Annotated in this window: 12 protein-coding genes; 5 read left to right on the plus strand and 7 right to left on the minus strand. The window is 72.1% G+C overall.

The genetic code is table 11. The features are described from left to right. Nucleotides 1-155: 155 nt before the first annotated feature. The 3 genes from ACFY2A_RS00325 to ACFY2A_RS00335 form a co-directional block, all read right to left on the minus strand. Nucleotides 156-1,433: an MFS transporter gene (locus tag ACFY2A_RS00325; protein ID WP_387166588.1), complete on the minus strand. Its 1,278-nt coding sequence runs from the start codon at nt 1,431-1,433 to the stop codon at nt 156-158. A gap of 81 nt (nt 1,434-1,514) precedes the next feature. Continuing rightward, a complete protein-coding gene (locus tag ACFY2A_RS00330; protein ID WP_216592721.1) occupies nt 1,515-1,964 on the minus strand; it encodes a MarR family winged helix-turn-helix transcriptional regulator in 450 nt (149 codons plus the stop codon). 130 nt (nt 1,965-2,094) lie between these two features. Continuing rightward, on the minus strand, nt 2,095-3,573 hold the full coding sequence (locus ACFY2A_RS00335) for an NCS2 family permease (protein WP_387166591.1): 1,479 nt from the start codon (nt 3,571-3,573) through the stop codon (nt 2,095-2,097). 89 nt (nt 3,574-3,662) lie between these two features. On the opposite strand from ACFY2A_RS00335, the gene ACFY2A_RS00340 reads away from it, so the two are divergent. Continuing rightward, nucleotides 3,663-3,905, plus strand: coding sequence for a DUF2530 domain-containing protein (locus ACFY2A_RS00340; protein ID WP_363923559.1), 243 nt, complete (start codon nt 3,663-3,665; stop codon nt 3,903-3,905). 21 nt (nt 3,906-3,926) lie between these two features. On the opposite strand, the gene ACFY2A_RS00345 is transcribed toward ACFY2A_RS00340, so the two are convergent. Continuing rightward, entirely contained in the window at nt 3,927-4,763 is an 837-nt protein-coding gene (locus ACFY2A_RS00345; protein WP_363923561.1) for a DUF3027 domain-containing protein, read from the minus strand. Between the two features lie 87 nt (nt 4,764-4,850). Here ACFY2A_RS00345 and ACFY2A_RS00350 point away from each other — a divergent pair, with 87 nt between their 5' ends. From ACFY2A_RS00350 to ACFY2A_RS00360, 3 genes are all read left to right on the plus strand, one after another. Beyond that, nucleotides 4,851-6,467 carry an MFS transporter gene (locus tag ACFY2A_RS00350; protein ID WP_363923563.1) on the plus strand — a complete coding sequence of 539 codons (1,617 nt, stop codon included), beginning with the start codon at nt 4,851-4,853 and terminating at the stop codon, nt 6,465-6,467. Further along, nucleotides 6,464-7,114, plus strand: a complete 651-nt coding sequence (locus ACFY2A_RS00355) for a futalosine hydrolase (RefSeq protein WP_387166596.1) — start codon at nt 6,464-6,466, stop codon at nt 7,112-7,114. The genes ACFY2A_RS00350 and ACFY2A_RS00355 overlap by 4 nt, the downstream gene beginning before the upstream one ends. A gap of 150 nt (nt 7,115-7,264) precedes the next feature. Next, nucleotides 7,265-8,113: a 1,4-dihydroxy-6-naphthoate synthase gene (locus ACFY2A_RS00360; protein ID WP_387166599.1), complete on the plus strand. Its 849-nt coding sequence runs from the start codon at nt 7,265-7,267 to the stop codon at nt 8,111-8,113. Here the strand turns inward: ACFY2A_RS00360 and ACFY2A_RS00365 are convergent. Further along, a complete protein-coding gene (locus ACFY2A_RS00365; RefSeq protein WP_387166602.1) occupies nt 8,074-8,460 on the minus strand; it encodes a cold-shock protein in 387 nt (128 codons plus the stop codon). The two genes, ACFY2A_RS00360 and ACFY2A_RS00365, sit on opposite strands and share 40 nt — an antisense overlap. A 28-nt stretch (nt 8,461-8,488) precedes the next feature. Further along, the gene (locus tag ACFY2A_RS00370) at nt 8,489-9,112 is read right to left on the minus strand and encodes an HAD family hydrolase (protein ID WP_387166605.1); all 624 of its coding nucleotides are present in this window, start codon (nt 9,110-9,112) and stop codon (nt 8,489-8,491) included. Between the two features lie 83 nt (nt 9,113-9,195). Here ACFY2A_RS00370 and ACFY2A_RS00375 point away from each other — a divergent pair, with 83 nt between their 5' ends. Next, nucleotides 9,196-11,664, plus strand: coding sequence for a helicase-associated domain-containing protein (locus ACFY2A_RS00375; RefSeq protein WP_387166608.1), 2,469 nt, complete (start codon nt 9,196-9,198; stop codon nt 11,662-11,664). A gap of 12 nt (nt 11,665-11,676) precedes the next feature. Here ACFY2A_RS00375 and ACFY2A_RS00380 read toward each other — a convergent pair whose 3' ends face one another. Further along, a complete protein-coding gene (locus ACFY2A_RS00380) occupies nt 11,677-11,916 on the minus strand; it encodes a hypothetical protein (RefSeq protein WP_387166611.1) in 240 nt (79 codons plus the stop codon). Between the last annotated feature and the right edge of the window lie 303 nt (nt 11,917-12,219).

Genomic DNA, 12,219 nt, shown 5'->3' on the forward strand with positions numbered 1-12,219 from the left:
GGTGGGCCGGCACGGCGGACCAGGTGGGCCGGCGCGATGGACCAGGTGGGCCGGCGCGATGGACCAGGTGGGCCGGCGCGATGGACCAGGTGGGCCGGCACGGCGGACCAGGTGGGCCGGCGCGCCGGTGGGCCGACCTGCTGCTTGAACTCCGCTTACATCTCGGTGACGTAGAAGCGGGGCAGCGGGAGGACACGGAACCGCAGCCGGGCCCCGGCCCGGCGTAGCTGCCAGGCCAACGCCAGCAGCGCGGTGGTCAGCGAGAGCAGGCCACCGGCCCAGATGCTGGCACCGGCGCCGAAGGTCTCCGCGACCCAGCCGATGATCGGCGCGCCGACCGGGTTGGTGCCGAGGAACACCAGCACCCACAGCGCCATCACCCGCCCGCGGAACGCGGCGTCGGTACCGAGTTGCACCCGCTGGTTCGCCGCCTGGGCGAAGTAGACCATGAAGAAGCCGGTCGGCGGCAGCAGGGCGACCACCATCCAGTACGCCGGGGCCAGCCCGACGAGCGTGCCGAAGGTGGCGCAGCCGACCGCGGCACCCAGCACCAGCCACACCGAGGGGCGGCTGCGCCGCCCGGTCCCGGCGAGTGCGCCGATCAGCGCGCCGACCGCGAGCGTGGTGCTGAACAGGCCGAACGAGGCCGCCCCGGTGTCGAAAACGGTCTTCGCCAGGGCTGCCAGCGTCAACTGGAAGTTGAACAGCGACATCCCGATCACCGACATCACCACCATCGGGAGCAGCAGATCGGGGCGGCGACCGACGTAGCGCAGCCCGTCGAGGACGGTGGCGGCGGCCCGCTCGTCCCGCGGTGGCAGCGGATCCCGGTGCAGCTCGGCCGGGCGCATCCGGATCACCGTCACCAGCGGCGCGATCGAGCTGAGCGCGGTGAAGAGGAAGACCGGCCCGACGTCGAAGACGGCGATGGCCAGGCCGGCCACGGCCGGGCCGACGATCCGGGCCGAGTTGAACACGGCCGCGTTGAGCGAGAGCGCATTGGGCAGCAGCGCCGTGCCGACCAGCTCGGAGACGAACGCCTGGCGCACCGGGGTCTCCACCGCGTTGGCCACACCGAGCAGAGCGGCGAAGACGAAGACGTGCCAGAGCTGGACCAGATCGGTGAGCACCAGCACGCTCATGGCCAGCGACAGCACGGTCCAGAACACGTTGGCGACGAAGAGAAGCATCCGCTTGTCGTACCGGTCGGCGAGCCGGCCGGAGAGCAGCGTGAGCAGCAGTACCGGGGTGAACTGGAGCGCGACGACCACGCCGAGCGCGGTGGCCGAGTCGCCGGAAAGCTCGAGGACCAGCCAGTCCTGGGCGATGAACATCATCCAGACACCGATCAGCTTGACCAGTTGCCCGAATGCGAAGAGCCGGTAGTTGCGGACCTGTAGGGACTGGAACATCGTGCTCAGCCGTGCCTGCACTCTTGGTGCGCCTCCTCGCGGTCGTACGCGTCGTCAACGACGGACGGCACGGCGCGGGGCGCACACCAGGTGTGCGCGGCGTCAGGCGCGGGAGATTCGTTGCAGGATCTCCGCGGCCCGGTGCAGGGTCTCCCGGTCGGTGTCACTCAGCTCGGCCAGCCGGCGGGCCAGCCACTCGTCCCGGACCCGCTCGAACTGGTCGAGCACGGCCCGGCCCCCCTCGGTCGTCGCGAGGATGACCTGCCGGCCGTCGGTCGGGTGGGGGGTGCGCTGCACAAGGCCACGCTCCTCCAGCTTCGCGACGATCTTGGTCATCGTCGGTGGCTGCACCCGTTCGACGTCGGCGAGCTCCCGCGGCGTGAGCGCGCCCGCCAGCCGAAGGCTGGTGAGCGCGGACAGTTGGGTGACCGTGAGGTCACCAACCGGCCGGGCCTGGCGGACCCGCCGGTTCAACCGGGTGATCGCATCACGCAGCTGGAGGGCCAGCTGCGCCGGTGGCATGCTCTGAGCCGTCACCGTCCGCTCCGTCACGATAGTTAGCCTAACTAATTAGCTGACCGAGCCGCAGCGGATATGACCATGCTCACCTCGACGTTCTTCCTGCTCCGGGCCGAGTGTGCGGATCACGTCAGGTGGATCACACACCCGGCCCGGGCCGCTGTCAGAAGAGCAGCGCCTCGATCGGACCGCGCAGGAAGTACACCACGAACAGCGCTGCAACCGCGTACAGCAGCGGGTGGATTTCCCGGGACTTGCCCTTGGCCAGCTTGATCACCACGTACACGATCAGCCCGGCCCCGATCCCGTTCGAGATCGAATAGGTGAACGGCATCAACACGATGGTGAGGAAGGCCGGGATGGCGATCTCGTAGTCGGACCAGTCGATCGTCCGTACCGCCGTCATCATCAGGAAGCCGACCACCACCAGCGCGACGGACGCCGCCTCGAACGGGACGACCACCACCAGCGGCGCCAGGAACATGGCCAGCAGGAAGAGCACGCCGGTGACCAGGTTGGCCACGCCGGTCCGGGCACCCTCCGCGACACCGGCGGCACTCTCGATGTACGACGTGTTGCTGGAGACGCTGGCCGCACCACCACTGGCCGCCGCGATCGAGTCGACAAGCAGGATCTCCCTGGTGCGCGGCGGGGTGCCCTGCTCGTCGAGCATGCCGCCCTCCTGACCGACGGCCACCATTGTGCCCATCGTGTCGAAGAAGTCGGTGATGAGCAGGGTGAAGATGAACATCAGCACGACCAGCCAACCGGCCCGCCCCCACGAGTCCAGCACGTTGAACTGGCCGAGCAGGGACAGGTCCGGAACGTCGAACGGGTTGCTCGGCAGCGTCGGAACGTTCAGCGCCCAGCCCTTCGGGTTCGGCACACCGTCGACGAAGGATGGGCCGATGTTGCCCACCGCCTCCACCACCATGGCCAGCACCGTGGAGGCGAGGATGCCGACCAGGATGGCGCCCTTGACCCGGCGTACCACAAGCACCAGGGTCACCAGCAGGCCGACCACGAAGACCAGCATCGGCCAGCTGACGAGTTTGCCGCCGATACCGAGACCGACCGGGACGGTGGTGTTCGCCTCGTCCGGAATCCGCCGGACGAAGCCGGCGTCCACCAGGCCGATGATGGTGAGGAACAGGCCAATGCCGACGCCGATCGCCGTCTTCATCTGGGTCGGCACCGAGCGGAACACGGCGGTACGCAGCCCGGTCAGCACCAGCATCGCGATGATCAGACCCTCGATCACCACCAGACCCATCGCGTCGGCCCAGGTCATCTCGGGCGCGATCTCGTACGCCACCAGGGCGTTGACGCCGAGCCCGGCGGCCACTGCCAGCGGGAATCGACCGACCACGCCCATCAGGATGGTCATCAGACCAGCGACCAGCGCGGTGGCCGCCGCGATCGCGGGGATCGGCAGGGTCTGGTTGTCACCGTCGACGGCGCTGCCGAGGATGAGCGGGTTGAGCACCACGATGTACGCCATCGTGAAGAAGGTGGCCAGGCCGCCGCGTACCTCGCGAGTGAGCGTCGAACCACGGGCCGAGATCTCGAAGTACCGGTCGAAGCCGTTACGCGGCGGGCCGGAATCGGGTGGGGTGCCGTTGTCGGGCGGCGCTACTGCCATCGGGAACCTCACAGCGGATCATCGGGTTGTCGCGCGCATCGTCGCAGATGGCCGGCCTGCCGGAAAGCGGGGTCACGTACGCTGACCGGGTGCCCACCCCGCCACCCCGCCCCGAGCCGCTCGACCCGCCGATGGTGCCGTTCGCCCTCGCCGGGATGGCAGCCTGGGCCGTCGCCGGACTGGTGCTGCTGATCTTCCGCGACCGGCTGGCCGCCAGTGGCCACGAGAACTGGCTCTGGATCTGCCTGGCCGGATTCCTGTGGGGCTTTCCCGGTCTGGCGGTGATGATGCGACACGACGCCAACCGTCGCCGCCGTCGCGCCGCCGGTTGAGCCGGCAGCGGCCGGTTACGGTCAGGAGTGCCCGTACGGCTCCGCCGGCTCGCCGCTCTCGACGGACCCGGCGGCACGACTGACCGCCATCGGCTCCACCGCGCTGTCGTCGTAGACGGTGGGCATCTCGTCGACCGCCGTGTCGGCGTCGACCAACGTCTCCGAGTGGGCACCGCAGCCGTGGTCGGCGCTGACCACCCGGCCGTCGTCCGGCGCGTAGAAGTTGCCGCAGACACCGAAACACTGCCGCAGCTTGCCCGCGAGTGGCAGATAGAAGCCACAGGTGCCGCAGCGGGCGGCGGCGGGTGCGGAGGCGGAGATCGGCGCCGAGGGGCCGTGATCGCCGTCGTACCAGCGCTGAGCCGTCTCGATCCGCCCTTCCCGCGACATCACCCGGGACCGGCCCAGCCCCAACTCCCAGACGGTCTCCTCGACCGCCGGGTCGTCGGAGAGGAGGTAGCCGGGTTGGAGTCGCTCGTCGTCCGACGGAGTCGGCAGCAGGTCGCCGGGGCCCAGGTCGCCGGGCTTCAGTCGCTCCTGCCACGGCAGCCAGCCGGGAGCGAGCAGCGCGTCCGGGCCGGGCAGCAGGACCGTCTCACAGATCGTCACCGTACGACTGCGCGGAACCCGGGTCACGGTGACCGCCCACCGCCAACCGCGGTAGCCGGCCAGCCGGCACTCGAAATAGTGAGTGACGAGCCGGTCACCCTCGGCGACAACCTGGAGGTGGTCGCCGACGTCGTCGGGGCCCACCTCGGTGATGCCGGCGCGCGCCACCTCGACGGCGGCGGCGCAGACCTGGTCAAGACGAGCGGCGCGGGCGGAGGCGGGCCTGGTCACCCGACCATTGTTCCCCATCGGGTGGGTCGACTGTGAGGCACTCCCCAGAGGTGTTCTCCGCCGGTGGCGCAGCATCGCCCCGGCCGATGGGTCAGGATGGGTGCCATGCCGCTGTTCTCCCGCGCTGAGCGGTCCCTCCTCGGGCGGACCGTCGGCACCGGCATCCGCGCCACCCGGCTGATGCTGCGCGGCTCACTGACCAGTGGTCGCTGGGTGACCCGCAGCGCCGCCCGGGCCCGGTCCCGGGGTGCCGGCGGGGAGACTGGCATGGTCCGCCTGTTCGACCTGCACGCGATCTCCTGCGCCGGTGACACGCTGATCGCCATCGGGCTGGCCGGGACGATCTTCTTCAACGTGCCGCTCGGCGAGGCACGGAGCAAGGTCGCGCTCTACCTGCTGGTGACCATGGTGCCCTTCGCCATGCTCGCTCCCGTGGTCGGGCCACTGCTCGACCATTTCCGGCACGGCCGCCGGTACGCCCTGGCCACAACCATGCTGGGCCGGGCGTTCCTGGCCTGGCTGATCTCCGACTACATCCACGGCTTCGGGCTCTACCCGGCGGCCTTCGGCGTGCTGGCGCTCTCCCGGGCGTACGGGGTGGCGCGTTCCGCAGCCGTTCCCCGGTTGCTGCCGGAAGGGCTCGGTCTGTCCCAGGTCGGTGCGCGGGCAAGCGTCTACGGCACGGTCGCGGGAGCACTTGTCGCCCCGATCGGGCTGGCCGCGTTCTGGTTCGGGCCGCAGTGGCCGTTGCGGGTGGCTTCGGTGATCTTCCTGGTCGGCATGGTGATCTCCCTCCGGCTGCCGCCGAAGGCCGACTCCGAGCCGCCGGAACGGGTACCGCGACCACTGCGGGCGCTGCGCCGGGGCACGGACGAGCGACCACTGGGCCGGGGCAGACCCGCCGGACGGCTGGTGATCTCGACCCTGGTGGGCGCGGCCACGCTGCGCGCGGTCTACGGCTTCCTGCTGCTCTTCCTGGCCTTCACCATCAAGGCCGGCGACCTGACCACCGTGGTGTTCGGGCGTGACCTGGGGGACGAGGGGTCACTCGGCCTGGTCGGCGGCGCGCTGGCCGTCGGCACCTTCCTCGCCACCGCGATCGGTACCCGGCTGCGCATCCATCGCCCGGCCGCCCTCCAGTCCAGCGGCATGGTGATCGTCGCCGGGGTGGCGGTACTCACCGTGGTGAACTTCTCGCTGCCGATGGTCGCCCTGCTCTGCGTGGTCACGGCCATGATGAGCGGCATCGCCAAACTGGCCGTGGACGCCTCGATCCAGGAACGCATCCCGGAACGGTTGCGGGCCAGTTCCTTCGCCCATTCCGAGACGGTGCTGATGCTCGCCTTCGTCGCCGGTGGCGGGCTGGGACTCGTACCCTTCGACGGCCGGATCGGCATCGCCGTCGCCGCTGGTGTGGGTGGCATCGCCGCCGCCCGTGGCCTGGTGATGGCCCGGCGACTCCGGGCCGAGAAGCTGCACGGACGGCCACTTACCGACGACGAGTTGACCGCCGAGAAGCAGGCCGAGGCGGAACACACAACCGAGGCGGAAGGCACCGGGAACACCCCCACGTCCCCGGCCCCCTTCCAGGGCGGACGTGATCCAGAGGAGCCCGGAATGGCACCACCGGGCTTCCACATCTATCGCCCGTCCTCGACGGTCACCGGTTCCGGTGGCGGCGACGACGAGACGCGGCGCAGCTCACCGGGTTCGCTCACGTGAGCGGTCTGCTCGTGGTGACCGCGGTTCCCGCCGAGGCGGAGGCGATCCAGGCCGGCCTCGCCGACCCGACCGTGGCGGTGCTGCCGGTAGGGGTGGGCCCGGCGGTCGCCGGTGCGGCGACCGCCCGGCTGCTGGCGCTAGCCGAGACGGCTGGCCGCCCGTACCGGGCGGTCGTCAGCGCGGGGGTGGCTGGCGGCTTCGCCGGCCGGGTCGCGGTCGGTGGCACCGTGCTCGGCACCCGGGCCGTCGCCGCCGACCTGGGCGCGGAGTCGCCCGACGGCTTCATTCCAATCGACGAACTTGGCATGCCGGCCGAACTGCTGGGCGGTGGTCCGGCCCTCGAGGCCGATCCGGCGCTGCTGGCCGCCCTGCACACAGCGCTGCCGGCCGCGACCGTGGGACCGGTGCTGACCGTCAACACCGTGACCGGCACCACCGCCGGCACCGAGGAACTGGTCCGGCGTCATCCGGAGGCGGTGGCCGAGGCCATGGAGGGGTACGGCGTGGCGGTCGCCGCCAGCCAGGCCGGCGTGCCGTTCGTCGAGCTGCGTACCATCTCGAACCCGATCGGTCCCCGCGACCGCGACGCGTGGCGCATGCGCGACGCCCTCACCGCCCTCACCGCCGCCGCCCCCGCCCTACGCTGACCCGCCAACCTCATCCCAAGATCCGCGCAACTTCGGAATGTCGCTGATTCCGGCGAGTTCAGGCAGCAACATCCGGGAAGTTGCCCGGATCTTGGGTGGGGGCGCTGCCGCGCTGGCAGCGGGTCGGGTCGGCGGGGCTACGGTGGGGGCGTGGCGCTCTCCCTGGCGATCTCGCCCTGCCCCAACGACACGTTCGTCTTCCACGCCCTGGTGCACGGGCAGGTGCCCGGTGCGCCACCGGTGACGGTGACGTACGCGGACGTCGACGTCACCAACACGGCCGCCGAGCGCGGCGCGTTCGACCTGGTGAAGGTGAGTTACGCGGCGCTGCCGTGGCTGCTGGAGGACTACCACCTGCTGCCCTGCGGGGGTGCGTTGGGTCGGGGCTGTGGCCCGTTGGTGCTCACCCGCACCGACCGCGGCGGCGGGCCGGAGCGCGACGATCTCACCGGTGCCACCGTGGCGGTGCCCGGTGACCGGACCACGGCGTACCTGCTGTTCCGGCTCTGGGCGGCCGGACGGACGCCGCAGCGCATCGAGGTGGCGCCGTTCCACGAGATCATGCCGGGCGTGGCCGCCGGTCGGTACGACGCCGGACTGGTGATCCACGAGGCCCGGTTCACCTATCCCCGACACGGCCTCACCGCCCTGGTCGACCTGGGCGAGTGGTGGGAGTCGGACACCGGGCTGCCGATCCCGCTCGGTGCCATCCTGGCCCGGCGAGGCGTGGTCGACCCACAGCAGGCCGCCGGCTGGATCCGGGACTCCGTCCAGCGGGCCTGGGCCGATCCGGCGGCCAGCCGGGCGTACGTGCTGGCGCACGCCCAGGAGATGGAGCCCGACGTGGTGGACCGGCACATCGGCCTCTACGTCAACGAGTTCACCGCGGACCTGGGTGAAGCCGGTTTCGCTGCCGTCGAGGCGCTGCTCGGCCGGGCCGCCGACGCCGGGCTCGTGCCTCAGACCTCCAGTTCGCGGGCAACCGCGTGGACCAGCTGAGCGATCTTCTGCGCGGTCCTGCGGTCCGGAAAGCGGCCCCGGCGCAGGTCCGGCTGGACCTTCGCCTCCAGCACCTTGATCATGTCCTCGACCAGGCCGTGCAGCTCCTCGGCGGGACGTCGGCGCAGTTCCGCGACGGACGGCGGAGCGTCCAGCAACTTCACCCCCATCGCCTGCGCACCCCGCCGGCTGTCCACCACGCTGAAATCAATGCGCTGGCCGCCCTTGAGTTCGGTGACACCCGCCGGTAGCGCGCCCTTCGGCAGGAACACGTCGCCACCCTCGTCACTGGTGACGAACCCGTATCCTTTGGCCGCGTCGTACCACTTCACTCGACCCGTAGGCACCTGAGAACCTCTGCTTCGCTTGAACCGTCTACTGCCTCAAGGCTAGCCGGATCATCCCGTCGAGCGCCGCCGGGAATCCGGTGAGATCCGCCAGCACCGCCGCCGCCCCGGCGACGCGCAGCTCGTCCGCCGAACACGGGCCCGTGGCCACCGCGATCCCGGGCACCCCGGCCGCACCGGCGGCCACCATGTCCGCCACGTGGTCGCCGACGTAGTGGGTCGCCCCGTGCGCCCGCAGCGCGGTCGCCTTCTCCTCGGCGAACAGGTCACCGGCCAGCTCGTCCACGGCCAGCCCCAGATGGTCCAGGTGCAGCCGGGCCAGCCGGCCGATCTTGGAAGTGACCACCAACACCCGGCCACCCCGGTCGCGGACGGCGGCGAGGGCCGCCACCGCGCCGGGCAGCGGCACGGTCGGCGTGATCGCGTACGCCGGATAAAGCTCGCGGTAGATGGTCACCGCCTCCTCGACCTGCTCGGGCGGGAACCAGCGGGCGATCTCGGTGCGAAGTGGCGGGCCGAGCCGGGACACGGCGGCGGCGGCGTCGACGGGTACACCCGTCCGCGCCGTCAGCGCGCGGTAGGTCGCGGCGATGCCGGGACGCGAGTCGACGAGGGTCATGTCGAGGTCGAATCCGACGGTCAACGAAGGCATCCTGGAAAGCTACCCGGCCAGCCGGACCGGCCGGGTCGTCCGACGGGCGAACCTGCCCCCGGCCGGGCTAGCGTGGAACGACGATGAGCACCTCACTCGCCGACCACCTGCGGTCGCTGCCCGACGAGTCCCTCGCCGCGCTCCTTCAGCTCCGGCCCGACCTCGTCGTACCGGTTCCCGCCGACGTGGCCGCCCTCGCCATCCGGGCCCAGTCCCGGGTCTCGGTGTCGCGCGCGCTCGACGGGTTGGACCAGTTCACGCTCCAGATCATGGACGCCGCCAGGTTGACCCGTGACCCGGCCGACGGCACCACCTCGGTCGACGGGGTTCTCGCCCTGGCCACCACCGGCCCCAACCCGCCCGCGCCCACCGCCGTCCGGGCCGCCGTCGACCGGCTACGTGCCCGCTTCCTGCTGTACGGTCCCGACAGCGCCCTGCACCTCGTCGGTGGCATCGACGAGATCTCCCCGTACCCTGCGGGGCTCGGTCGACCGGCGACGGAGCTGGACCCGCGCACGGCCGCGCTCTGCGCGGACCCGGCGAAGCTGCGGCGGACGCTGCTGTCCGCGCCGCCGTCGGCCCGGGCGATCCTCGACCGGCTGGCCGCCGGCCCACCGGTCGGCAGCGTGCCGCCCGGCGCGTTGCAGGCACCGGCGGTCGGCGCGGACGACGACCTGCCGCCGGACGACACCAACGGCGGGGCCCCGACCGGCTCTCCGGTGCGCTGGCTGGTCGACCACCGGCTGCTGGTGCGGGTCTCCGGCGGCAAGGGTGGCACCACCGGCATGGTCGAGCTGCCCCGGGAGATCGGGCTGCTGCTGCGCCGCGAGACCGGTCCGTTGGGCCCGTTGAGCAGCAGCCCACCCCTGGTGTCCGCGACGCCGCGCGAGCCGAAGGCGGCCGACTCCGCCGGGGCCGGGCAGACCATGGAGGTGGTACGCCACACCGAGGCGCTGCTGGAGCAGTTGGCCGCCGAACCGGCGCCGGTCCTGCGTTCCGGCGGAATCGGCGTACGTGACCTGCGCCGGCTGGCCCGGACCACCGGGTTGGACGAGTCGACCGCCGCGCTGCTGCTTGAGGTGGCGTACGCGGCCGGGCTGACCGGTGAGATGGAGCTGCCCGGTGCCGCCGGCAGGTACGGCGCCGACCAGCAGGTGCTGCCCACCGCCGGGTACGAGATGTGGCGGGCCGGTTCGCTGGCCCAGCGCTGGGAGCAACTGGCCCGGGCCTGGCTGACCATGACCCGGCAGGTCGGACTGGTCGGGCAGCGCGACGACCGGGACCGGCCGATCACGGTGCTGTCGGCGGAGGCGGAACGGGCCGGTGCCCCGGCCACCCGACGTTCGGTGCTCGGCGTACTCGCGGATCTGGAACCGGCCACCGCGCCCAGTGCCGAGGAGGTACTGGCGCTGCTGGACTGGCGGGCGCCCCGGCGCAGCCGTGGCCGGGAGAACGCGCATCGGGAGGTGCTGGCCGAGGCGGCCACGCTGGGCGTGACCGGGCTTGGAGCGCTCACCTCGTACGGACGGCTGCTGCTGGCCGAGGCGACGGCGGGCGAGGACGGCGCCACGGACGACCCGCTGGGCCTGCGGGCCGAGGCGGAGGACGGCGGCAGCGCGATCCGGGCCCTGGACACACTGCTGCCCGCCCCGGTGGACCACTTCCTCGTCCAGGCCGACCTGAGCGTGGTGGTGCCCGGGCCGCCGGAGCCGGCGCTCGCCGCCGAACTGGAGGTGATCGCCGAGCCGGAGTCGGCCGGTGGAGCGAGCGTGCACCGGATCACCACGGGCAGCGTGCGCCGGGCCCTGGATGCCGGCTACTCCGCGGAGGACCTGCACGACCTGTTCCGCCGCCGATCCCGCACGCCGGTGCCGCAGGGATTGACGTACCTGGTCGACGACGTGGCCCGCAAGCACGGTGGGCTGCGCATCGGCTCCGCCGGTGCGTACCTGCGCAGCGACGACGAGGCGCTGCTGGCCGAGGTGCTGGCCGACCGGCGGGTCGAGGCGCTGGCGCTGCGCCGGCTCGCGCCGACCGTGCTGGTGACCCCGTACCAGGGCGGCCGGCTGCTGAGCGTGCTACGGGAGGCCGGCTACGCCCCGGTGGCCGAGGACGCCACCGGGTCGACGGTGCTCACCCGGCCGAAGACCCGACGGGCACCGGCCCGGGTGTCGGTGGCGACCCGGGCGCTCGACCCGCTCGCCACCCCACGCCTGCCGCTGCCGCGCCTGCTCGGCGTGGTGGAGCAGATCCGGCGGGGTGACGCGGTGGCGCGGGCGGCCCGGCGGGCCCCGGCGGTGGTGCGCGGCGCGGCACCGGACGGGCCGGCTCCCGCGCACAGTCACCACGACGCCCTGGCCGTGCTCCAGCAGGCGGTACGCGACAAGGCGCTGGTCTGGGTCGGCTACGTCGACGCGCACGGGGCAACCGCGTCCCGGCTGGTGCGACCCGTCTCACTCGGCGCGGGCTACCTGCGTGCCGAGGACGAGCGCACCGAGATGCTGCACACCTTCGCGCTGCACCGGATCACCGCGGCGGTGCTGGAGAAGTGAGGGGCGGCGGATTCAGCGGCGGCTGCGCCGTACCGACCCGACGATCGCCACGACCAGCAGCAGGGCGAACCCGGTCCCGGCGGCCTCACCGACCGAGTCGATGAAGCCCTGTTGGAGCACCAGCCAGCCGAACAGGAACCAGCCGAACAGGACGACCCCGACGATCGCGTACGCGACCACCGTGGCGGTGGAGACGGGTTCGGACGACTCTACCTGCTTGCGCTCGGGGACAACTTCCTGGTCAACGGTCATCTGCCCTCCCCCGTACGGTCCGGCCCTGGACGTCAAGGGTGTCACCCTTGACGTCTGGCGGCCAGCACCATTTCGTACCGATCCGACTCGGCTCGTACCCTGCGAGGCCCGGCGACCAAACGGTGAGGTGGGGTCGCCGGTACGGCCCGGGCGCGCCGCTCGCCCCCGTTGGCTTCCACTGCGACGGGAACGGCCCCCGCTTTCCTGGCCCGTCCGGCCGTGGATCGAACGCGCTACGCACCGGCGCCGACCGGCATGACGACCGCGAGGGCGTACGGTGGCCCGTTTCGCGACCCATCGGGC

This window comes from Micromonospora sp. NPDC000442 (assembly GCF_042898635.1).
Taxonomy (GTDB): Bacteria; Actinomycetota; Actinomycetes; order Mycobacteriales; family Micromonosporaceae; genus Micromonospora.